The organism is Actinoplanes sp. NPDC048796 (assembly GCF_040650035.1).
Classification (GTDB): domain Bacteria; phylum Actinomycetota; class Actinomycetes; order Mycobacteriales; family Micromonosporaceae; genus Actinoplanes.
In genome coordinates this window covers 103903-126736 of sequence record NZ_JBEZGO010000002.1, presented here as the reverse complement: position 1 = coordinate 126736, position 22834 = coordinate 103903, and the positions used below count along the sequence as shown (strand labels likewise).

Sequence of the window (22834 nt, the reverse complement as noted above, 5' to 3'; positions counted from 1 at the left end):
CTCCGCGTCTGGGATTTCCGTCATACCCCCGACCTACTATCGGAGCCCGAACGAGCTCGGAGGTGAGAGGTGGGCCGGTCCGCCGCCATGCTGGTCGGCTTCCTGGTGGCCGCGTGGCTCCAGGTCGTCGCGGCGCTGGTGCTCGTGCTGGTGGTGCTCGATCTGCTGCCCGGCACGGTGGCCGTGCAGGTCGCGGTGCCGCTCGCCATCGCCACCGCCGGCCTGCTGTGTTACGCCACCATCAGGGCCCTGCGCCTGCGCCGTCCCACGCCGGCCGGGGTGCCGGTGACCCGGGCCCAGGCCCCGCGCCTGTGGGCGATGCTCGACGAGGCGGCCGCCGTCTCGGCCGTGGCCCCGCCCGACGGCGTGACGGTGGTCGCGCCGGCCACGGCCACCCTGGCCGAGCACGCGCGGTTCGGCGGCCTGGCCGGCGGGCGCCGCGAGCTCTACCTCGGACTGCCGCTGCTCCAGGCGTGGGACGAGGCCCGGCTGCGCGCCGTCGTCGCCCACGAGCTGGCGCACGGCTCACCGAAACTCGGCGGCCGGTTCGCCCCGCTCGCCCGCCGGGGCCGTACGGCGCTGGCGCGGATCGTCCCGCGGATCCCCGCCCGCAGCCCCGCCGGCCCGGTGCTGCGACTGTGGGCGCGCTGGTTCCGCGCGGTCGACGACCCGCGCGCCCGCGAGCAGGAGCTGGCCGCCGACCGGGTCGCGGCCGAGTTCGCCGGCCCGCGCGCGGCCGCCGCGGTGCTGCGCGACGGCCCGGTGCTCGACGGCATGCAGCAGCTGTTCCACGTCGAATACCTGAGCCCCGGCTGGCAGACCGGCCTGGTCCCCGACGACGTCTTCGGCGGCTTCCTGCGCGTGCTGGCCGCCCGCGCCGAGGACGCGGCCGTGCTCCGCGCCAGGGGCCCCGAGCAGCCCGGCCCGTGGGACGCCCATCCACCGGTCGCCGAGCGCCTGGCCGCCCTGGCCGCGATCACCCCCGAGGGCCCCGAGCCCGAGTCCCCACCCGCCGGCGACCTGATCCCCGACCTGCCCGGCCTGGCCCGCGCCCTGCAGGCGGTCGCCTTCCCTTCCACCGGCCGCACGGTCGTAACCTGGGACGAGTTCTTCGGCGCCGCCCGCACCGCCGAAATGGAACGCGAGGCCGACGCTTCCTTGCGAGCCCTCTCCCACGCCGCCGGCACCCCCATCCGCACCGCCGACGCCGTCCTCCACCTGTCCGCCACCGGCCACTTGCCCAAGTTCGCCGAAACCATCCTCGGCGAACTCCCACCCCCCACCACCCCACCCGACTTCCCACCCCCCGCCACTTCCACCACAGCCGGCTCCAGCCCCACCGCCGCCGCCCTCACCTCGTCCACCTCTGCCTCTGCCGGACCCACCTCGTCCACCTCTGCCTCTGCCGGACCCACCTCGTCCACCTCTGCCTCTGCCGGACCCACCTCGTCCACCTCTGCCTCAGCCGGCCCTGTCTCGCCCACCGCGCCTTCCGCCGGCCCCGCTTCTTCGGCCGGCTCCGGCGCGCCTGCCGGGCCTTCTGGCGGTCCCGGCGCGCTTGCCGCGTCTTCGGGCGGGTCCGCCTCGGTCGCCGCACCCTCTGCCGGCCCCGGCTCGTTCGGCGCGGCCATGCCCGGTTTCCCTTCTGAGAGCACGCCTCAGCCGGGGGATGCCCTTCCGGCGGAAGGAGCGGCGCCGTTCACGGGGCGTCTTCCCTCGGAGGAGATCGCGGGACGGGTCACCGAGCTGATCACCCTGTTGCTGGCCCTGGCCGCGCTGCATTGCGGCGCCGCGCGCTGGCGGCACAGCTGGACCGGCACGGCCGAGCTGGTAGCGGCCGACGGTTCCCATCTGGACCTGCACGGCCCGGCCATGCTCGCCGCCAACCCGGCCACGGTCGCCGAGGCCCGCCAGTGGCTCTCCGCCCTGGACATCGACCTCACCGCGGCCGCCGGCGACCCCGCCCGCCCCGCCGCCCGAGTCCCGGTGCTCGGCGGAGTGGTGAACGTCCTGGTCGACGGCGCCCGCACCGACTTACTGGTCGTCGAAACCGGACTGCTACTCGTACCGGGCCTTCCCCGCTCCCGCCACGCCGAAGCGAAGCGCCGCCTGACCCAGCTGGCCTCCGACGGCGTACTCGCCGACGGCTCCCCGGCCACCCACCCTCACCCCACCCCAGCCGATCCGCCCCCGCCCGAGCCGACCACCTCCGATCCCACAACCTTCAATCCGTCCGTGCCCGATCCGTCCGCGCCCGATCCGTCCGCGCCCGATCCGTCCGCGTCCGGAGGTGCCCCGTCCGGAGCGCCCGGGGCTGTGGCGACGTTGACCGCTACCGCTACGGGGGCTGGTCTGGGGATGCGATTTGTGCCATTTGCCGATGTCGCGTCGGCGGCGGTCGTGCGTAACGGGCGGCGGGCGTGGGAGATCGGGCTGCGGCACGGTGGAAGTCTCAGCGTGCGGACGGCGCTCGACTCGGAGGAACTGCCCGGCGGGTGGGCCGCTCTCGACGAGGCGGTGTCCTTCCTCACCCGTACTCGCTGAAGAGGGTGACGCCCCGCACCTTTGAGGGGATCGGCATGACCCACAGTGAACTGTTCCGTCCTGGCGGTGCGTAGTAACGGTCAGCAGCGTCTCATTCCTGACGGATGAGTGATCGGTCCTTCACTTCAGGTCACAATGACCTTCGTGGGCTGTTCGCTTACCGGATTCGTAAATGGGTAGATGAGAGGCCGGGGTTAGGCGGACGATCCCTTCAAAGGCGGGGGAGGCCAGATCATGGAGCGGGGACCGTTGGCGCTCTTCGGAGCGATCATCGCGGTCGGGCTCGGTCCGGCCCTCTGGATGGGCGTCCAGCTCGGCACGATGCCGACCTCGCCCGGGCGTGCGCCCGCCGTGATCACCGACCAGAACCGGGTGACGAACGACCAGCTCGTCGGCGGCACCGGCGCCGGCGAGGCGACCACCGACAACTCCCCTGTGGACACCGAGCCGCAGGTGAACGTTCTGCCAAGGAACACATCGCCGTCGGCCGAGCCCACCCCGAGCGCCACCACCACGTCGCCGACCCCGTCGCCGAAGGTCGCCACGCCGAGCGAGACCTCCTCGCCGACCCCGACCACCAGCGCCCCCACGCCCCCACCGACCGAGGCGACAACCACTCCGGCCGACACCGGCACCGAGCCCACCGCCACCCCGCCGACCGACGACACGACCCCACCGGCCGACGACGAGTCCGACGACCCGACGTGGCCCCCCAACCCGGCCGAGAACGCCGACCACGACAGCGGCGGCGGCACCGGCTGGGACGGCGCCGACAAGGGCGACCGAACCGACAGCCGAATCGCCGCCCCACCTGCCAAATAGTCACCTCCATCAGCGGATCCGCGCTTGACCGGGTGAGTCGCGCCCTGTCAGGTGATCCGCGCCGGTCCGACTGATCCGCGCCGGTCCGACTGATCCGCGCCGGTCCGACTGATCCGCGCCGGTCCGACTGATCCGCGCCGGGCCGGGGGTATCGCGCCTGGTGGGGGAGCGGTACCGGGCCGAGACGCACATCCATAGGGGAACCACGTCCCGCGAGCGGAATGCGCCTGTCCCGCGGCGGGGCGCTATGCCTTCTCGTGAGCCTCGTTCGGCAGGGCGGCTGCGGCCGGCGGAGTGGCTTCGGGCAAGTAGGTGGCCAGCAAGCCTCGGGTGGTCTCGGTGAAACGGGCGCGAAGTTCGGGTGGGTCCAGGACCTCAGCGTCGGCGCCCAATTTGAGCAGTTCGATGTGACCGTGCTTGATCGACTCGATGGGTACGCGGGTGATCAGCCAGCCGGTCTCGTCGGGTGGGCCGGCCTCGGCTCGTGCACTTCGCGACATTTCGGGCGGGAAGACGAAAGTCATCCGGTTCAGAGCCTCGACGGTCATCCGTACCGTCGCGACTGCCGTGTAGACGCTGCTCTCGTACCGCTCGGTCCACTCCGCCCAGTACTCCGCCAGGTCGAAGCCCTTCGGCCGCGACGCGGGCTGGTCCAGCACCTCGGCGGCGAGGATGTTCGACACCCGGTACGCGGTGGTCCGCCCCGTCGCGCTCGAGGAGGAACTGGGAGGCGGCAGGAACCCGGCGCTCGAGGAGGCGGCGACCAGGTACCAGCGGCCCGCCTTCAAAACCACGCCCAAGGGATGCAGCGTGCGGTCCACCTCGCGGGGTGCCTTCCAGCGGCGGTAGCGGATCCGCAGGACGCGGCCGCTCCACACCGCGTCGGCGACCGTGGAGAGGTGGGGCGTGGGCTCGCCGGCTCGGAACCAGCCCGGTGCGTCCAGGTGGAAACGTTCCCGTACCCGGTCCGCTCGATCAGCCAGCTCGTCCGGCAAGGATGCGCGCAGCTTCAGCTCCGCCGCGGCCAGGACCGAGCCCAGGCCCAGCTCGGCGGCCGGGCCCGGCATTCCGGCCAGGAACAGCGTGCCCGCCTCGTCCGATGTCAGGCCGGTCAGCCGGGTGCGGTAGCCGTCCAGCAGCTGGTAGCCGCCGGCGGGGCCGCGGTCCGCGTAGATCGGGACGCCGGACGCGCTCAGTGATTCCACGTCGCGGTACACCGTGCGGACCGAGACCTCCAGTTCGTCGGCCAGGTCCTGTGCCGTCATCCGGCCGCGCGTCTGCAACAGCAGGAGCAGGGAGACGAGGCGGCCGGCGCGCATGTCGCCAAAGTAGCGTTACGGGGCCCGTCCGGCCCCCGTAAGGCTCAGAGGGACAGCAGCCGGTTGAGGATCTCCCGGTAGCCGCGCAGCTCGACGCGCAGCTTCTCGGTGTCGTCGGCGTTGCCGCCCAGCGCGTCCCGCTGCGACTTCAGCGTGCTCGTCAGCTTGTCCACCACCTCTTCGACCAGCCGGGACGCCTCGGCCGTGGCGTCCTTGGGGTCGTCCACGAAGCGCAGCTGGATGTCACGGAAGCGCTCGGTGAACGCGTCGCCGTCCGGAAGCAGGCGTTCGGTGGTGGTGGCAGTGGTGGCAGTAGTGGCGGTGGCCGGCGTGGAGACAGGCGCCGGTTCCACCACTGTCGGGCTCTCGAACGTCCCGTCGTCCTTGAGGGATTTGTCGGAGTTGTCGGAGTCCAGCGGAAGGTCCACCTCCGACGCCGGGTCGGAGTCCAGCGGCTTGTCGGTGGCCGGGTCGACCGCGGTCGGGCTGTCGAAGGTGCCGTCGTCGCGGACCGCCGCCTGGTTGGTGTCGATCCGCTCCGTGGTCGCCGACTCGTCGGAGCCGTACGAGCTGGCCCGGTCGTCGTCGCGGTCGAGGTCGACCGGGGTGGCGGCCGGCGCGTCGCCCGGCCGGTCGCTCCACGGCGACCCGGCCCGCTGCGGCGGCACGGTCACCGGCTCGGAGGCCACATGCTGCGTGCGCTCCGGGTCGTCATGCGCGTACTCGGCCTCGTTCTCTTTCTCGTTCGAGAAGAACTTCATGTCCGTGGCTCCTAGCGGCTGGTGTCGCGGGCGGGGTGGTCGTCGGCTTCCCGGGGCGCGGGCGCCGTCGTGGTCTCTCCATTGGGGACCGTCTTGTTCTCAGTAGTACCAGCAACCGGGTCCGTGCCGAGCAGGTCGGCGAAGAGCGCCCGGTAGTGCACGAGCGCCTGGCGCAGGTCCTCGGTGCCGGCCTTCCCGTCGCGGTTGCGCTGGCTGATCTCGTGGGCGTCCCGGTAGTGCCCGAGCGTGCTGGCGTGCTCCACCGACAGGTCGGCGAGCCTCTCGTCGTACTGCCCGGTCGGGTATCCGCGTTCGGCGATCAGCCGGGTGACCAGCTCGTCGGCGGTGGAGACGGCCGTGGAGGGGTTGTCCACGAACTGGATCTGCACCTCTTCCCAGGCGGCCGAGTATTTCGCCTGCGCCTCGGGCGACAGCGGCTTGAGCTCGAACGAGGCGTGGCGCTTCTCGCGCTCACGCAGTTCCTTCTCGGCCTCGGTGCGGCTGCCGGTGTCGGCCACCACCCGGTCGTACTCGGGTCCGAATGTGCTTTGAAGCTTCTTGCGCCGTCCGACCTGGACGCCGTAGATGACGGCGGCGATCACGACCAGGACGACGACGATCAGGATGATCGTGAGTGTGGGGGACATCGGGGCCTCCTCCTTCGTCCTCCCCGATATGCCCACCCATGGTGTGTCGTCAATCGCATCTGCTCCATGAAGGTGGGCTGTCATAACAACGACTCGCCGAAACCCCTGGACAAACACGACCTAAGGCCAACATTTCCGTACGCCGTGGAGGTGGCTCCCCGAGAAAGAGTTACGTATTCTGCCGAGGGCGTACGCCGTCGCCGAACCCCTCGGGCGGAGCCCTGATGAGAACCACCCGCTACTGGTCGATCCGTTCGAAGATCATCGCGTTGGCCGCCGTGCCGCTGACCGCCCTGCTGGTGTTGTGGCTGTTCGCGACCGCGCTCACCGCCGGCCCGGCGTTCAACCTGCTCGCGGCCCGCACGGTCCTCGACACGATCGGCAACCCGGGCATCGAGCTCGTCGGCCACCTGCAGCGCGAGCGGCTCTTCACCGTCGAATACCTCTCGGCGAAGGGCCCGATCCCGGCGACCCTCACCGAGCAGCGGGCCGCCACCGACAAGGCGATCGCCGACTTCCGCCGCCAGGCCGGCAGCGAGCGGGCGCGCGACGCCGCCAGCGACGCGCTGCGCACCCGCGTCGACCAGTTCTTCACCCAGCTCGACAGCCTGGCCGGCAACCGCGACCACATCAACCGCCGCGAGATGGACCCGATCGGCGGGCAGAACTTCTACAACAACGTCATCGCCTCCGGCTTCCAGACCTTCGCCGCCACCGCCACCTTCGACGACGAGCGCATCGACCGTGAGCTGCGCGCGCTCACCACCGTCGGCCAGGGCCAGGAGTATCTGAGCCGGGTCGACGCCCTGGTCGGCGGGGCCACCGCGCGCGGGATGTTCGACCCCGAGACGCGCGGCCAGCTCATCCAGGACGTCGGCACCGCCCGTTTCCTGCTCGGCCGTGGCGTCGAGGACATGGCGGCCGGCGACCGCGCCGCGTACAACCGAATGAATGGCGGCGACACCTTCGGCCGCCTCGACGCCCTGCTCACCGCCCTGGTCCAGCAGAGCCGCGACGGCGTCGTCTCCCCGGTGAGCAGCGGTGAGTTCCGGCCGACGTACGTGGCGGCCGCCCGCGAGCTGCGCGATTTCGAGGCGGCGGCCACCGACTCGCTGACCGAGCGGGCCCGCCCGCTGGCCGAGAACATCCTGGTCCGGCTCGGTCTGGCCGCCATCCTGGGCCTGGCCGCGCTGGCCTGCTCGGTCTACCTGTCGGTGCGGGTCGGCCGCTCGATCGTCGGCCGGCTGCGCCGCCTGCACGGCGAGGCCCGCGAGATGGCGACCGAGCGGTTGCCCACGGTGGTCCGCCGCCTGCAACGCGGCGAAGAGGTCGATGTGGACGTCGAGACGCCCCCGCTGGCGTACGGCCACGACGAGATCGGCCAGCTCGGGCAGGCCTTCAACGAGGTTCAGCGTACGGCCGTGCAGTCGGCCGTGGAGGAGGCGAGCGTCCGCCGCGGCCTCAACGAGGTGTTCCTCAACATCGCGCGGCGCAGCCAGACGCTGCTGCACCGCCAGCTCGCCCTGCTCGACCGCATGGAGCGGCGCGAGACCGAGCCGCAGGAGCTGGAGGACCTGTACCGGGTCGACCACCTGGCCACCCGCATGCGGCGCCACGCCGAGGACCTGGTCATCCTGGCCGGCGCCGCGCCCGGCCGCGGCTGGCGCAACCCGGTGCCGGTGATCGACGTGATCCGCGGCGCGATCAGCGAGGTCGAGGACTACAAGCGGGTCGACATCCGCTCGGTGGAGTCGTCCTCGGTGCTCGGCCGCGCGGTCGGCGACGTGATCCACCTGCTGGCCGAGCTGCTGGAGAACGCGGCCTCCTTCTCGCCTCCGCACACGAGGGTCCAGGTCTCGGGTCAAGTTCTTCCCAACGGGTACGCCGTGGAGATCGAGGACCGGGGTCTCGGCATGACCCCGGAGGCGATCGACGAGGCGAACCGCCGCCTGGCCGAGCCGCCCGACTTCGATCCGGCCGACAGCGCCCGCCTGGGCCTGTTCGTGGTCGCCCAGCTCGCCCACCGGCACGGCATCCGGGTGTCCCTGCGCCCGTCCGCGTACGCCGGCGTGACAGCGATCGTCCTGGTGCCGGGCGACCTGGTGGCGCCCGGCGCCGGGCTGGCCGCGCTGCCCACCGCGGCCAAGGACCGTCCGCTGGTCGGCTCCGGCACCGACGACCCGTCGCGGCACTCGCTGGCCGAACTCCAGTGGCAGGGCACCGAGGAACTGCGCCAGCTCACCGTCCCCGGCCGCCCGGTCACCATCAACGGCACGGCCACGCCGGCCCCCGGGGAGCAGTCCCCGCCCGGCGGCCAGCACCGGGCCCCGGCCACCACCGGCGGCCCGTCACCGAGCTCGGTCGTCGAGGGCTTGAGCGAGGACGGCCTGGTCCAGCGCAAACGCGTCCGCCGCCCCGTCGACCTGTCCACCACCGACGCCGCCGACACGGTAGCCAACGCCACCGCACCGCCGATCCCCGTCACACCCTCCCCGCAGCCCACAGCCGCCGCCTCGGAGACCGGGCCGGCAGCCGGGGCCGCGCAAAGCGCCGCGACCACGCCAGGAACCGCCACGCCGGGAACCGCCGCCACGCCGGGAACCGCCACCACGCCGGGGACCGCGACCGGGCCGGGGATCGGGGCCGCGTCGCGCGCGGCAACCGGCGCCACCTCATCAGTCATGCCCACGTCGGCCGCGCCGCTCTTCCCGACCGCCTTGCCGACGGGAGTGCCGTCGACCGCGCCCACCTCCGCGATGCCCATGTTTGTGGCGCCCACATCGCCGGCGGCACCCCCGGCGCCCTTTGCCCACCCAGCGCCGGGGGAGCTCCCAGCGCGACGGGAGCGCCCAGCGGCAGGGGAGCGCCCAGCGGCAGGGGAGCGCCCAACGGCAGGGGAACGCCCAACGGCAGGGGAGCGCCCAGCGGCAGGGGAGCGCCCAACGGCAGGGGAGCGCCCAACGGCAGGGGAACGCCCAGCGGCAGGGGAACGCCCAACGCCAGGCGAGCGCCCCACGCCGACATCGTCCGAGGGCAGCCCGGTGCTGCCGTCCCGCTCAGCGCCGGGGGCCGCCGCGCCTATTTCGCCCACTGTGGAGACCGAGGACGGGCTGCCCAAGCGGGTCCGCCAGGCCAGCATCGCGCCGCAGCTGCGCCGCCGGGCCGGCGCCCCGCCGCCCGTGGACGACGAGCCCGCCGCCGCGCTGCGCTCGCCCGAGCAGGTGCGCAGCATCATGAGCGCCCTGCAGTCCGGGACCACCCGGGGACGCATCGACGCTTCCCGCTATCTCGGTAACTCACCGGAGCGGAACAGCCACGGAAGGCCCGACCGTACGACGGAATCCGTATCTGAAGAACGGTCTAATCCGGACGACACGGGCGCGGACCGTCCCTCGAACGGTGGATCCTTTGCGGATGCGGCTACCGTCAGTTTCCCGGCGATCGTGAACGCGGCGATCGCCCGCGAACAGAAGGCCGGGGGCGGAGAGGACGCGGCCGATCCCGGAAGCAACGACGTGACACAGCCGGAAAAGGACGCATAAGTGACACAGACGACGAACCAGAGCGCGAACCTCACCTGGCTCCTCGACGATCTGGTCGAGCGGGTGCCGACGGCGCAGCAGGCGGTCGTGCTTTCCGCCGACGGCCTGTTGATGGGGGCCTCGGCCGGTCTGCGCCGCGAGGACGCCGAGCACCTGTCGGCGATGGCGGCCGGCTTCCAGAGCCTGGCCAAGGGCGCGAGCCGCCACTTCCAGGCCGGTGCCGTGCGGCAGACGGTGGTCGAGATGGAATCGGCCTTCCTGTTCGTCACCGCCGCGGGCCACGGCGCCTGCCTGGCCGTGCTCGCCTCCAGCGAGGCCGACCTCGGCCTGATCGCCTACGAGATGGCCATGCTCGTGACCCGGGTCGGCCAGAACATGAGCGCGCCCGAGCGCTCGGCGGTGGCACCGTCCGATGCCGGCTGATTTCAACCGCGTGGCGCACGACTGGCTCGACAACGACGCCGGGCCCGTCGTACGCCCGTACGCGATGACTCAGGGCCGTGTGGTGCCCGAGGGCGGCGAGCTCGATCTCGTCGCCTTCGTCGTCGCGACCACCGGCGGCCACCCCGGCGGCGGGGTGTCCTTGCAGCCGGAGCATCACGCGATCATCGCCGCGGCCTGGGAGCCGATCTCCATTGTCGAGCTCGCCGCCGGCCTGGACCTCTCGATCGGCGTGGTCCGGGTCCTGCTCGGTGATCTACGCTCAGCGGGTCTCATCTCGCTGTACGAACCCCCGGCGGCCTCCCAGCCGCACGACGTCGACGTACTCAAGGCGGTTGTCAATGGACTCCGTGCGCTCTAACGGCGACGGCCGCGAAGGCCGCATCCCGGTCGCGCTCAAGATCCTGATCGCCGGCGGTTTCGGCGCCGGCAAGACCACAATGGTCGGCTCGGTCAGCGAGATCCGCCCGTTGCAGACCGAGGAGGTCCTGACCGGCGTCGACGGCGCCGACAGCGTCGACGGCGTCGAGGCCAAGACCACGACCACGGTCACCATGGACTTCGGCCGCATCACGATCACCGACGACCTCCAGCTCTACCTGTTCGGCACGCCCGGCCAGGACCGCTTCTGGTTCCTCTGGGACGAGCTCTCCCAGGGTGCGCTGGGCGCGGTGGTCCTGGCCGACACCCGCCGGCTGGCCGACTGCTTCCCGTCGATCGACTACTTCGAGCAGCGCGGCACCCCGTTCGTGGTGGCCGTCAACTGCTTCGAGTCGGAGCAGCGTTTCGGCGCCGACGCCGTGGCCCGCGCCCTGGACCTCGACGGCGACGTCCCGGTCGTGCTCTTCGACGCCCGGGAGCCGCAGGCCGCCCGCAACGTCCTGATCGAACTGGTCGAGTACGTGGCCCGCCGCCAGCTGACCTCGGCCTCGCGCTAAAGGGCGATCAGGCGCGGTTCGAGCTTCTGGTACGCCTTGGCGGTGAGCAACCGCCGCTGCACGAGCTCGTCGGGCCGGCGGAACGGCCGGCCGGCGACGATGCTCGCGGCCACGGGCGGCGGGAGCTCGGCATGTCGTACGAGGTCGTCCACCGACACGTGGTTGATGTCGATGAGGCCGCCGTCGTCGTAGGGGCGGGAGACTCCGGGCCGCCCCACACCGGCGTGCCGGGCCCGCCCCGGGTCGAGCGCCGCGAACAGCCGGAACTGCTCGCGCAGGAACCACTCCCGCGTCCGCGTCGCCGAGTGGGCCGCGATCACCGCCCCGTGCACCGACGACGCGAAGATCGTGATCAGGAACGTCAGGATGCCGATGTTCTCGGCCAGGCTCTCCGGCTCCTCGATCGGCGTGGGATCGACTCCCATGGCGATCACCGCCACCAGCACCGCGAGGAAGTACACGGCGGCCGGAATGAGCAGCCGCCGGTTGTGGTGCCGCAGCGCCGCCACCACGAAGTAGATCCACGCCCCCAGCGACAACGTCACCAGCGGAACCCCCGCCGCGAAAACCACTTCAAGGTAGGGAATCGGCGGTCCCGTCCCCGCCCCACCCGGAAACACCCCCGGGGAGAAGCCCTGCGCGCCCTCCGGAACCCGGTCGTCCGGCACCCCGCCCACGCCCCGCCCCGGCTGCCCCGCCGCCCGGGGTGAGGCGGCCACCCAGGGAGCGACACCAGGCGGAACAGCCCCATGCGGAGCGCTGGGATGCGGCATGCCCCCGGGTTGAGCCGCGTCGAGTGGAGCGGCCGTGGCCGGAACGGTGCCGGGTGGAGCGGCAGTGGGTGGAACGGTGCCGGGTGGAGCGGCAGTGGGCGGAACGGTGCCCGGCGGGGCAACGGTGGGCGGAACGGCGCCGGACTGAACAGGGGCGGCCGAGGGCGGCCCGAGAGGCGAGGGCGCGGCCGAGCCGCCGGCGGGCGGCTCCAGCGGTGAGGAGGCGTCAGGCGTAGAAGCGGTCCCGCCCGCCGAGCGAGGCGCCAAAGGCTCCCCGCGCAGAATCCGCCGGTGAGTCTCCTGGAGCAGTTCCCCCGGCTCGATGCCGAACTCGTCCAGCAGATAACTCCGGGCCTCGCGGAACGTCGCCAGCGCCTCGGCCTGCCGCCCGCTCCGGTAGAGCGCGATCATCAACTGCGCCCGCAGCCCCTCGCGCAGCGGGAACTCCCCGATCAACCGGGTCAGCTCCGGAATCAGCGCCGGGTCCCGGTCCTGCGACAGCTCGGCCCATCTCTCCCACGCCGTCGCCTTGGCGTCGGTGAGCCGCACCCGGGCCGCCTCGAACACCGCCCCGCTCAGCCCGGCCAGCGCCTCGCCCCGCCACAACCCCAGCGCCGCCCGCAACACCGCAGTGGGGGAGGAAGGTGAAGGAGAGGAGGAGGCGGCGGACGCGGCCAGGGCGGCCAGGAACTCGTCGGCGTCCAACGAATGGCCGGCGATCTGCAGGACGTAGCCGCTGCCGGTCAGGGCCAGCAACTCGCCCGGCGTGCGCGGGGCGCGGGACGGGTCGAGGACGCGGCGCAGCCCGGCCACGTACTTCTGCACCACGTTGGCGCCGTTCTCCGGCGGGTCGTCGCCCCACACCGCGTCGACGATCTGGTGGGTGGGCACCGGCCGGCCGGCGTGCAGGAGCAGGACGGCGAGCACGGCGCGCTGTTTCGCCGGGCCCAGATCGACCGGCTCGCCCTCGCGCAGCGCGCGCACCTCGCCCAGGATCTCGAATCGCAGCGCGGCACCTCCCCCGTGTGAGCTGCGCGAACGTCTTGCGGCAGTGGAACGGCAGCGGGCAGCAGCATAACCGCAGAGCGACGGCAGCACGCTCCCGCAGGCTTCTGGCAAGCAACCCGAGCCGACCGGAAAGAACACGACTGATGAAGACCTACAAGCTCACCCTCGGCCTCGCCGCTGCCCTCGCCCTGACCGTCTCCGGGTGCGGCCTTCTCGACGACGAGCCCGCCCGCGTACTCGCCGAGTCGCCTCGCGAGACCCTTCTCAAGACCGTCCCGGACGAGAAGGCCCCGGCCTACGCGTTCGACGTCAAGGGCGCCGTCCAGCCGATCTCGGGCGTTCTCGACGCCCCGAACAAGACCACCCAGTTCAAGATCACGCATTCCGAGGACGGCGTCACGCTGTCGATGTCGGGTCTGCTGATCGACGACCGGAGCTGGATGCGTCTCTCGCTCACCGGCGCCGAGGGTTTCCCGGCGCTGCCGCGCAAGTGGATGCCGATCGACCCCAAGAAGGTCAAGAACCCGGACGACGTGCCGATCTCGTACGACGACGAGGTCGACCCCGGCTACGCCGACCTGATCATCAGGTCGTCCGAGGACGTCCGGGTGACCAGCCCCGACCACTATGCCGGCACCACCGATCTGACCGCCTCGACCGAGGCCGAGATCGTCGAGGACGCCACCCTGACCGCGCTCGGTGCGAAGGCCAAGGCGGTGCCGTTCGAGGCTGTCGTCGGCCCCGACGGCCACCTGAGCACCCTTCTCGTCAAGGTTCCGGCGGCGGGAAAGGCAAAAGCGGTCAATTACCGGGTGACGTACGCCGGGTACGGCCGCACGACCACACCGAAGGCGCCGACCGAGACGGCCAAGCCCACCGAGGCCGTGTACGACCTGATCAACAGCTGACACACCACGATCGCCGGGGCGGTCGCGCGAATCAACGGGGGTTCGCGCGGCCGCTCCGGTCCATGAAAGAAACCGGAAGCCGGCATGTGCGAACTCTGCGGCCGTCTGGTGCTCGGCCTGACCGGCCACGACTGGACCCTGCTGCCCTGGATGGCCGGCGCGGGGGCTGGAGTGCTGGTCGGCCCGTGCCACGTCCGTTGCCTGGCCGAGTGGGGCGTGGCCGCCGAATGGGCGGCCGCCGTCGAGGCGTACCACTGCAGTCGCTGGCCTTTGTTCCTCGAGGGCCGCGACGGCCCGGTCCGCTGGCGCCTGCACGCGAGCCCGCGTGTCCGCCGGCTCCAGCTGTGGCGTTCCGACGGCCGGCTCGCCTCGTTCCCGTACTCCGCAATCGCCTCCGAACCGCCGAGCGTGACCGCCGACCTGGCCGAGGTGGGCGGCGCGCACGCCGAGATCCTGCTGGTGGCCATGGGTACCGCCGAGACCGGCGTGGCGGTGCCGCTCTCCCGGCTCGTCGACGGCCTGGGCCTGTCCGACCGCTATCCCGGATGCGCCGGAACGGTCACCCGGGTGATCCGTAACGCCGGCACGGCGCGCCGCCCGGAGCCGGTCGACGTCCTCGAGTCGAGAACCGATCTGGCCCTCGAAACAGGCTGCCGTCGAGCGGCCCGCGAACTTGTGGTGGGATCAGGTCATGAGCGATGAGCTGATCTTCGTCGGGGGCTACACGGGCGACAAGGGTGGCGACGGCGAGGGCATCGCTCTGCTGCGCCGCGATCCGGCCACCGGCGTGCTGACCCACCTGGGCACGGCGGCGCGGACGCCGTCCCCGTCCTTCCTGGCCCAGCACCCGAGCCGCCCGATCCTGTACGCGGTGAACGAGCTCGACCCGGACGGCAGCGTCAGCGCGTTCACCGTCGCGCCGGACGGCCGGCTGGACCCGCTGTCGGTGCAGCCGACCGGTGGCGGCGACCCGGCCCACCTGGCGGTCACCCCGGACGGCCGGTTCCTGCTGGTCGCCAACTACGCGAGCGGCTCGGTGGCCGTGCACCCGCTCGACGCCGAGGGCGCCCCCGGCGAGCGGTCGGATCTGCTCGGCCTGTCCGGCAGCGGCCCGGTGGCCGACCGCCAGGCCGGCCCGCACGCCCACATGGTCGTCCCGGTGCGCGACGACGTGCTCGTGGCCGACCTGGGCTCGGACCGGGTGTGGCGCACCCGGCTGGACCCGGTCGCGGGCCGGCTGACGATGCTGCCGCCGGCCGTGGCCGCGAAACCGGGCACCGGCCCGCGCCACCTGCGCTGGTCGCCGGACGGGGCGCTGATGCTGGTGGGCGAGCTCTCCGGCACGCTGAGCTGGTGGCGCCCGGCCGTGGACGGCACGCTCGAGCTGGCCGGCGAGGCGCCGACCACCACCGCCGACGGTGACAACTTCCCCTCGGAGATCATCGTGCGGGCCGACGGCCGCTTCGTCTACGTGGCCAACCGGGGGGCGAACACGATCGCGACCTTCGCCTGGGACGGCGACGACGCGACCCTGGTGGCCGAGACGCCGGCCGGCGGCGACTGGCCGCGCCACATGATCCTTCTCGGTCATCACCTCTACGTAACCAATCAACGATCACAGAGCGTCACCACGTTTCGGATCGACGCGGAAACCGGGGTGCCCGTCCAGCAGGGCGAGCCGACGGCGGTCGCCAGCCCCACGGCCCTGTTGCGCTGGACAACCGCGACAAAAGAGGCATAGAGGTTAACCGGAAGAAAACGGTCAGCGATGGTGGCTGATCGAGACGAGGTCATCACGTTCGGTTGCTCAGGATGCCAACAATCTCAATCCGAGTAACTTTCGCCCGAACGTATATGGCATTCGCCTTCGGTGATGCGCACAATCGAGCGCGTGTCAGGCCGCCATCGTAGAAACTTCAATGCAAGAGGAGCTGGCGTCGTCGGAGCCGCGATGGCGATAGTCGTCGTCTTGGCCGGGTCGTACCTCGGCTACCAGCAGCTTTCCGACAAGGGGTGCACCGGTTCGATCCGGTTGACCGTCGCCGCCGCCAATGAGATCCAGCCCGCAGTTGATCAAGCCGCGCAGCGGTGGGTGCAGGACGGCGCAAATGTCGACGGCACCTGTGTCGCAGTCAGCGTGGTCAATGCGAATTCGTCGACCATGGCCGCCGCGGTCGCCGGCGAGCACAAGGTCCAGCTGACCGGGCTCGGCACGGCGCCCGAGTCGGTGAAGGTCCCCGACGTCTGGATCCCCGACTCGTCGACCTGGTTGCTGCGGCTCAAGGCCGAGGCCCAGGGCTTCGCACCCACCGACCAGAAACCGATCGCGCAGAGCCCTGTCGTGGTCGCCATGCCGAAACCGGTCGCCGAAAAGATCGGCTGGCCGGACCGGGAGCTGTCCTGGAGCACCCTGCTCAACCAGATGCTGACCAGCACCAGCCTCAACACCGGCATCGTCAACCCGTCGCTGGACGCCGCCGGACTGGCCGGCCTGCTCGCGCTCGGCCAGGCGGCCGGCTCGGGTGAGAAGGCCCAGTCGACGAAGGTCTCGGCGATCAAGGGCCTGGCCAACAGCGCCTCGGCCCTGCGCGACGACCTGCTGCAGAAGTTCCCGCGCTCGGCCGACCCGACCGACATCGCGTCGAGCCTCGGCGCCGCGCCGCTGTCCGAGGAGGACGTGGTCGCGTACAACGCCGAGAGGCCGGCCGTTCCGCTGGTCGCGCTCTACCTCAACCCGAGCCCGCTGCCGCTCGACTACCCGTACGCGGTGATGCCCGAGGTCGACCTCCAGAAGACCAAGGCGGCCGAGGGCCTGCGGGCCCAGCTGTCCAGCGCGTCCTTCAAGAACGCGCTGGCCACGGCCGGCCTGCGGGCCCCCGACGGCTCGTACGGCGCCGGCTTCGCCCGTCCGCTCGGCGCTCCCGACGCCTCGCCGGCGGTCACCAAGCCCGCGGCCGGTGGTGGCGACGACAGCGGCGGCGGCCGTGCCGCCGCCGGTCTCGACGCCAGCACGCTGTCCCAGGTGCTCGGCAGCTGGAACGCGATCACACAGCCGGGCCGGGTGCTCGCGGTCTTCGACGTCTCCGGCTCGATGGACGACCCGGTTCCCTCGGCGGGCAACCAGTCGCGGGCGCTGGTGACCCAGAAGGCCGCCGCGGCCGGTCTGAGCATGTTCGACGACAAGTGGGCCGTCGGTGTGTGGCTGTTCTCCACCGAGATGAACGGCAAGAAGCCCTGGCGGCAGGTCCAGTCGATCAAGCCGCTGGCCTCGTCCCGCACGGAGATCGCCGGCGCGATCCCGCAGATCGTCCCGAAGAAGGGCGGCGACACCGGCCTCTACGACACGATTCTGGCCGCCTACAGCGAGGTCAAGAAGACGTACGAGCCCGGCAAGGTCAACTCGGTCATCCTCTTCACGGACGGCAAGGAGGAGAACCCCGACGGCATCAAGAAGGAGAAGCTCCTGGCCGAGCTGAAGAGGCTGAACGATCCGAAGGCGCCGGTCCGCCTGGTGATCATCGGTATCGGCGACGGTATCGACGAGCCGGTCCTCCAGGAGATCGTCAAGGTCACCCCGGCCGGCGGCGTCTTCATCGCGAAGGACCCGGCGCGGATGGCGTCGATCTTCGCCGAGGCGATCGGCCGCCGTACCGGCGCGAACAGCTGACCAGACCGGGGCCGCTCTCTCAGGAGAGCGGCCCCGGCCAGTCGAGACACACGGCGACCGCGTCGTCCTCGAGGTCCGCGTCACCCAGATAGGTCCGCAGATCACCCAGCAGTGACCGGACGGCCTGCAACGGGGCCAGAGCTCCGGTGTGCCGGACGAAACGGGCCAGCGCCGCCTCCCCGTACCGCCCCGTCGCGGTCACCGCCTCGAAGACGCCGTCGCTGACGATCATCAGCCGGTCGCCGGGGAGCAGCGTGAACTCCTGCACCCGATAGTCGGTGTCCTCGAACATGCCGAGCGGGAACTGCGCGGTGAGCTTGTGCTCGGTCACCACGCCGTCGCGCAGGAACAGCAGCCGGGGCGAGCCGGCGTCGACCGCCAGCACCTCACCGGTGGCCAGATCGATCCGCAGCATCAGCGCCGCCGCGTACTGGGCGCCCCGGTGCAGGGCGTAGATGGCCTGATCGGCCAGCGCGGCCTGGTCGGCCAGCCCGATACCGGCCCGCCGGGCGTTGCGCAGCGAGTACGTCGCGAGCGCGGTGAGCAGGGCCGCCTGCACGCCGTCGCCCATCCCGTTCAGGACGCTCAGGTAGAGCCGGCCGTCGTGCTCGGCCCAGTCGAAGCTGTCGCCGCGTACGGCGTACGACGGCTCGAGTTGCCCGGCCAGGCTGAACGAGGGCCGGACCCGGCTGCGCCCCGGCAGCAGCTCCCACTGCATCTCGGCGGCCAGGGTGAGCCGCTTGGTGCGGGCCGCCGTCCGGTATCGATCGGTGCCGGCGGCCGCGGACTGCAGCTCGTGCGCCACGAGCGTCGCGATCTCGGCCAGCTCGCCCCGCAGATCCGGGTCCTCGGGGACCGGTGTGGCCCGCAGCACCCCGATCCGTTCGCCGCGGGCGGTCACGGGTAGGTGGACGGCGCCGTCCTCGACCACCTCGGACTGGTGGTCGAAGCTGCGCCACGCCGGGTCGCCGGGATGGGTCATGGGTTCGCCGCCGAGCAGCGGCAACAGGGCCGCGAGCCGGTAATCGACCAGGTAAAGCTCGGTGTCACGCAGGTCGTAGGCGCTCGCCAGAGCGGCGGCCAGCCGCTCGGGAACGGCGTCGGCGTCGGCCCCGGCCAGGGCCCGGCGGACCGCTTGTAGCCTGTTGATCAATGGCGCACTCCTCGAACAGATCGGCCAGTACCGGTAGTCTCTGCTGCACCATGGCCGTTCACCAGGGGCCGGACGGGCCGGACCCGATGTACGCCGCGGCGATCGACGACGCGGCGCAAGCCCTGCTGCTCGCCTGGGACGTGGCCCGTGAGCAGGCCACCCCACGCGTGTCCTCGGTGCAGCTGAGCGCGCTGCTGGCCGTCGAGCGGGCCGAGGGCCTCAACCTCGGCGGTCTCGCGGCCGAGTTGTCCATGTTGTTGTCGTCGGCCAGCCGGCTCTGCGACCGCCTGGTCGCCTCGGGCCTGGTCGAGCGGGTGCCGGGCCACGCCGACCGGCGTGAGATCGCGCTCTATCTGACGGCGGCCTCGCGGGCGCTGCTGGCCGAGCTACGGCGCATCCGCCGCCAGTCGCTGACCACGGTGCTCGAGAAGATGTCGCCGGCCGGCCGGGCCGCCCTGCTGCGCGGGCTCACCGAGTTCGCCGCCGTGTCGGTGGAGAGCGGCGAGGAGTCCGCTCCCGCTCAGACCGCCTGAAGCGCGAGCCACGTCGCCGGGTCGTCCTGCACAGCGCGGATCACCGCGTCGGCCGCCCCGCGCACAGCGGCGTCGGGGCCGAGCGTGGCCGGCCGCAGCGTGATCGGGGCCAGGTCGGCGGTCAGCACCCGCCGGCGCAGCTCCGCCTCGATGCCGGCGCTGAGCTCGCCGAACCGCGGCGCGTACCCGCCGCCGAGCACGATCACGTCGAGGTCGAGCAGGTTGACCACGGCCGCCAGCGCGATGCCGAGCGAGGCCGCGGCCAGCGCCGGGTCCTCGGCCACCATGGCCGCGCCCGCGTACTGCTCGAGGCAGCCGTTGGCGCCGCAGCGGCAGGGCCGCCCGTCCGGATAGACGGTGACGTGGCCGATCTCACCGCTCCAGCCGCGGCCGCCGCGGTAGAGGTCGCCGTCGAGCACGATGCCGGCGCCGATGCCGACCTCGCCCGAGACGTAGAGGAAGGTGGGCTCGCCGTCGCCGGCCCGTAGTTCGCCGAGGGCGGCCAGGTTGGCCTCGTTGTCCACGGTGATGGGCAGGTCGGCCAGGGCCGGCGTTCCGCGCAGGAAGGCGATCGGGTCGACGTCCTGCCAGCCGAGGTTGGGCGCGACCCGGACCAGGCCGCCGGGGGCGACCAGCCCGGGCACGGCCAGCGCGGCCCCGGCCAGCGCCAGCCCGTCCTCGGCGGCGGCGGCCCGGGCCCGCACGGCCAGCTCGCCCAGGCCGGCCAGGGTGGGCGAGCGGTCCATGAAGCGGTGCCGGACCGCGCCGGTGAGATCGACCACGCAGGCCGCCAGGTAGTCGACGTTGATCTCCAGGCCGAGGCCGGCCGGGCCGTCGGGGGAGAGGGCGAGCGCGGTGGCGGGCCGGCCGGCGCCGCTGCGGGGCGCGGGGCCGTGCTCGGTGAGCAGGCCGCCGGCGATCAGGTCGTCGACCAGAGCGCTGACGGTGGCCCGGGTGAGCCCGGTGGCGCCGGCGATGCCCGCCCGGGAGGGGCGATCTGCGCTGTTTACCACTGTCTGCAACACCAGTGCGAGATTGTGGGCCCGCACGCTCGATTGACGGACGGGCGCCCGGGAAGGACTTCTCAGACGACCGTTCACGGCCTTGACAATGCCACACGGCCGCCAAATAATTCAACCACTAAACAAATCCGAGCTGTTACGTGGAGGTAACCGTGCCGGTCCAGCCCACACGCGAAGACAAGTTCTCATTCGGCCTCTGGACGGTCGGGTGGCAGGCCCAGGACGCGTTCGGTTCGGCCACGCGTCCCCACCTCGACCCGGTCGAGGCCGTGCACAAGCTCGCCGAGCTCGGTGCGTACGGCATCACGTTCCACGACGACGACCTGGTGCCGTTCGGCTCCGACGCGCAGACCCGCGACGGCATCATCGCCGGGTTCAAGAAGGCCCTCGAAGAGACCGGCCTGATCGTCCCGATGGTCACCACCAACACCTTCAGCCACCCGGTCTTCAAGGACGGCGCGTTCACCAGCAACGACCGCTCGGTCCGGCGCTACGCGCTGCGCAAGGTGCTGCGCCAGGTCGACCTCGCGGCCGAGATGGGCGCCAAGACCTTCGTGCTCTGGGGCGGCCGCGAGGGCGCCGAGTACGACGTGGCCAAGGACATCAACGCCGCGCTCGACCGCTACCGCGAGGGCCTCAACCTGGTCGCCCAGTACTCCGAGGACAAGGGCTACGGCCTGCGCTTCGCCATCGAGCCCAAGCCGAACGAGCCCCGCGGCGACATCCTGCTGCCGACCCTCGGTCACGCGATTGCTTTCACGTACGAGCTGGAGCGCCCCGAGCTGTTCGGCATCAACCCGGAGACGGGCCACGAGCAGATGTCCAACCTCAACTTCACCCAGGGCATCGCCCAGGCGCTGTGGCAGGGCAAGCTGTTCCACATCGACCTGAACGGCCAGCACAGCGTCAAGTTCGACCAGGACCTGGTCTTCGGCCACGGCGACCTGCTCAACGCGTTCTCCCTGGTCGACCTGCTCGAGCACGGCCCGATCGGCGGCGGCCCCAAGTACGACGGCCCCCGCCACTTCGACTACAAGCCGTCGCGGACCGAGGACGCCACCGGCGTCTGGGAGTCGGCCAAGGCCAACATGCGGATGTACCTGCTGCTCAAGGAGCGCGCGCAGGAGTTCCGGGCCGACCCGGCCGTGCAGGAGGCGCTGCGCGCCAGCAAGGTGCTCGAGCTGGAGACCCCGACCCTGAACCCGGGCGAGACCTACCAGGACCTGCTCAACGACAAGAGCGCCTTCGAGGAGTACGACGTCGACGCAGCCGGCGCCCAGGGCTACGGTTTCGTCAAGCTGCACCAGCTGGCCATCGACCACCTTCTCCGCGCGAACTGATTCAAGGGACGACATGACTCTCGTAGCCGGGATCGACAGCTCCACCCAGTCCTGCAAGGTGGTCATCCGCGACGCGGAGACCGGCAAGCTGGTCCGGCAGGGCCGTGCCAGCCATCCGGAGGGCACCGAGGTGCACCCGGACGCCTGGTGGGCCGCCCTCCAGGAGGCGATCGCGCAGGCCGGTGGCCTGGACGACGTGGCCGCGGCCTCGGTCGCCGGCCAGCAGCACGGCATGGTGGTGCTCGACGAGAACGGCGAGGTGGTCCGCCCGGCGCTGCTGTGGAACGACACACGCAGCGCCGGGGCGGCCGCCGACCTCATCCAGGAACTGGGTGGGGGCGAGAAGTGGGCCGAGGCGGTCGGCATCGTGCCGGTCGCCAGCTTCACCCTGACCAAGCTGCGCTGGCTGGCCCGCAACGAGCCGGAGAACGCGGCCCGGGTGGCCCTGGTGTGCCTGCCGCACGACTGGCTGACCTGGAAACTCTCCGGGTCGGCGAACATCGGCGACATCAAGACCGACCGCAGCGACGCCAGCGGCACGCTGTACTGGTCGGCCAAGACCAACGAGTACCGGCTCGACCTGCTCGACCTCGGCTTCGGCCGCCGGATCAGGGTGCCCGAGGTGCTCGGCCCCACCGGCATCGCGGGCCACCTGCCCAACGGCGCTCCGCTCGGCCCGGGTGCCGGCGACAACGCGGCGGCCGCCCTCGGCACCGGAGCCGGCACCGGCGACGTGATCGTCTCGATCGGGACCTCGGGCACGGTCTTCGTGAGCTCCGAGGTCTCGCCCAACGACCCGACCGGGACGGTGGCCGGGTTCGCCGACACCACCGGCCGCTTCCTGCCCATCGTGGTCACGCTGAACGCGGCCCGGGTGCTCGACGCGGCCGGCAAGCTGCTCGGTGTCGACCACGCCGAGCTGTCCCGGCTCGCGCTCAGCGCACCCGCCGGTGCCGACGGGCTCGTGCTCATCCCGTACCTCGAGGGGGAGCGCACGCCGAACCGCCCGGACGCCACCGGCGCCGTTCACGGCCTGACGTTGAAGACGTCCGACCCGGCCCACCTGGCCCGGGCCGCCGTCGAGGGCATGCTGTGCGCGCTCGCCGACGGTCTCGACGCGCTGGTCGCCAACGGCGCCACGGCCAACCGGATCGTGCTCGTCGGCGGCGGGGCGCGCAGCGAGGCGGTCCGCCGCGTCGCGCCCGAGCTGTTCGGCCTGCCGGTGCTGGTTCCGCCGCCCGGCGAGTACGTGGCCGACGGCGCCGCGCGCCAGGCCGCGTGGGTCGCGCTCGGCGGCGAGGAGCCGCCTGTGTGGACGGCCGAGGCGCCCGAGACGTACGAGGCCACGCCCGTTCCCCTCATCCGGCAGCAGTACGCCGCCGCACGAGACGCGGTTGTCAACCGCGCCCGCTAACC

Annotated in this window: 19 protein-coding genes; 13 read left to right on the top strand and 6 right to left on the bottom strand. The window is 72.0% G+C overall.

What is annotated here, in order from left to right; translation table 11 throughout:
- Window positions 1-69 precede the first annotated feature (69 nt).
- Entirely contained in the window at window positions 70-2544 is a 2475-nt protein-coding gene (locus AB0C26_RS08940) for a hypothetical protein (RefSeq protein WP_360244036.1), read from the top strand.
- Between the two features lie 234 nt (window positions 2545-2778).
- Window positions 2779-3366, top strand: a complete 588-nt coding sequence (locus AB0C26_RS08935; protein ID WP_360244033.1) for a hypothetical protein — start codon at window positions 2779-2781, stop codon at window positions 3364-3366.
- Between the two features lie 245 nt (window positions 3367-3611).
- Here the strand turns inward: AB0C26_RS08935 and AB0C26_RS08930 are convergent, their stop codons facing one another.
- From AB0C26_RS08930 to AB0C26_RS08920, 3 genes are read right to left on the bottom strand one after another with little or no spacing between them, the layout of a single operon-like run.
- Window positions 3612-4685, bottom strand: a complete 1074-nt coding sequence (locus AB0C26_RS08930; protein ID WP_360244030.1) for a WYL domain-containing protein — start codon at window positions 4683-4685, stop codon at window positions 3612-3614.
- A gap of 44 nt (window positions 4686-4729) precedes the next feature.
- On the bottom strand, window positions 4730-5446 hold the full coding sequence (locus AB0C26_RS08925; RefSeq protein WP_360244027.1) for a hypothetical protein: 717 nt from the start codon (window positions 5444-5446) through the stop codon (window positions 4730-4732).
- A gap of 11 nt (window positions 5447-5457) precedes the next feature.
- Window positions 5458-6093 (bottom strand): hypothetical protein, encoded by a 636-nt coding sequence (locus tag AB0C26_RS08920; RefSeq protein ID WP_360244024.1) that lies wholly within the window; start codon window positions 6091-6093, stop codon window positions 5458-5460.
- 224 nt (window positions 6094-6317) lie between these two features.
- Between AB0C26_RS08920 and AB0C26_RS08915 the strand changes: the two genes are divergently transcribed.
- From AB0C26_RS08915 to AB0C26_RS08900, 4 genes are read left to right on the top strand one after another with little or no spacing between them, the layout of a single operon-like run.
- A complete protein-coding gene (locus AB0C26_RS08915) occupies window positions 6318-9635 on the top strand; it encodes a nitrate- and nitrite sensing domain-containing protein (protein WP_360244021.1) in 3318 nt (1105 codons plus the stop codon).
- Window positions 9636-10058: a roadblock/LC7 domain-containing protein gene (locus AB0C26_RS08910; RefSeq protein WP_360244018.1), complete on the top strand. Its 423-nt coding sequence runs from the start codon at window positions 9636-9638 to the stop codon at window positions 10056-10058.
- Window positions 10048-10437, top strand: a complete 390-nt coding sequence (locus tag AB0C26_RS08905; protein ID WP_360244015.1) for a DUF742 domain-containing protein — start codon at window positions 10048-10050, stop codon at window positions 10435-10437. The genes AB0C26_RS08910 and AB0C26_RS08905 overlap by 11 nt, the downstream gene beginning before the upstream one ends.
- Window positions 10418-11014 carry an ATP/GTP-binding protein gene (locus AB0C26_RS08900; protein ID WP_360244012.1) on the top strand — a complete coding sequence of 199 codons (597 nt, stop codon included), beginning with the start codon at window positions 10418-10420 and terminating at the stop codon, window positions 11012-11014. Before AB0C26_RS08905 ends, AB0C26_RS08900 begins: the two co-directional genes overlap by 20 nt.
- On the opposite strand, the gene AB0C26_RS08895 is transcribed toward AB0C26_RS08900, so the two are convergent.
- Window positions 11011-12771: a BTAD domain-containing putative transcriptional regulator gene (locus tag AB0C26_RS08895; protein WP_360244009.1), complete on the bottom strand. Its 1761-nt coding sequence runs from the start codon at window positions 12769-12771 to the stop codon at window positions 11011-11013. The genes AB0C26_RS08900 and AB0C26_RS08895 overlap by 4 nt on opposite strands.
- A 167-nt stretch (window positions 12772-12938) precedes the next feature.
- On the opposite strand from AB0C26_RS08895, the gene AB0C26_RS08890 reads away from it, so the two are divergent.
- The 4 genes from AB0C26_RS08890 (at window position 12939) to AB0C26_RS08875 (ending at window position 17370) form a co-directional block, all read left to right on the top strand.
- Window positions 12939-13703 carry a hypothetical protein gene (locus AB0C26_RS08890; protein WP_360244006.1) on the top strand — a complete coding sequence of 255 codons (765 nt, stop codon included), beginning with the start codon at window positions 12939-12941 and terminating at the stop codon, window positions 13701-13703.
- 84 nt (window positions 13704-13787) lie between these two features.
- Entirely contained in the window at window positions 13788-14405 is a 618-nt protein-coding gene (locus AB0C26_RS08885; RefSeq protein ID WP_360244003.1) for a hypothetical protein, read from the top strand.
- The gene (locus tag AB0C26_RS08880; protein ID WP_360244000.1) at window positions 14395-15444 is read left to right on the top strand and encodes a lactonase family protein; all 1050 of its coding nucleotides are present in this window, start codon (window positions 14395-14397) and stop codon (window positions 15442-15444) included. Before AB0C26_RS08885 ends, AB0C26_RS08880 begins: the two co-directional genes overlap by 11 nt.
- Window positions 15445-15654: 210 nt before the next feature.
- A complete protein-coding gene (locus AB0C26_RS08875; protein WP_360243997.1) occupies window positions 15655-17370 on the top strand; it encodes a substrate-binding domain-containing protein in 1716 nt (571 codons plus the stop codon).
- 19 nt (window positions 17371-17389) lie between these two features.
- Here AB0C26_RS08875 and AB0C26_RS08870 read toward each other — a convergent pair whose 3' ends face one another.
- Complete coding sequence (locus AB0C26_RS08870; protein ID WP_360243994.1) at window positions 17390-18523, bottom strand: PP2C family protein-serine/threonine phosphatase; 1134 nt, start codon at window positions 18521-18523, stop codon at window positions 17390-17392.
- A 50-nt stretch (window positions 18524-18573) separates the two neighbouring features.
- Between AB0C26_RS08870 and AB0C26_RS08865 the strand changes: the two genes are divergently transcribed.
- Window positions 18574-19056: a MarR family transcriptional regulator gene (locus AB0C26_RS08865; protein WP_360243991.1), complete on the top strand. Its 483-nt coding sequence runs from the start codon at window positions 18574-18576 to the stop codon at window positions 19054-19056.
- Here AB0C26_RS08865 and AB0C26_RS08860 read toward each other — a convergent pair.
- Window positions 19044-20156, bottom strand: coding sequence for an ROK family protein (locus AB0C26_RS08860; RefSeq protein WP_360243988.1), 1113 nt, complete (start codon window positions 20154-20156; stop codon window positions 19044-19046). The genes AB0C26_RS08865 and AB0C26_RS08860 overlap by 13 nt on opposite strands.
- Window positions 20157-20230: 74 nt before the next feature.
- Between AB0C26_RS08860 and xylA the strand changes: the two genes are divergently transcribed.
- Window positions 20231-21418, top strand: coding sequence for a xylose isomerase (gene xylA / locus AB0C26_RS08855; protein ID WP_360243985.1), 1188 nt, complete (start codon window positions 20231-20233; stop codon window positions 21416-21418).
- Window positions 21419-21431: 13 nt separating this feature from the next.
- Complete coding sequence (gene xylB / locus AB0C26_RS08850; protein ID WP_360243982.1) at window positions 21432-22832, top strand: xylulokinase; 1401 nt, start codon at window positions 21432-21434, stop codon at window positions 22830-22832.
- Window positions 22833-22834: the final 2 nt, after the last annotated feature.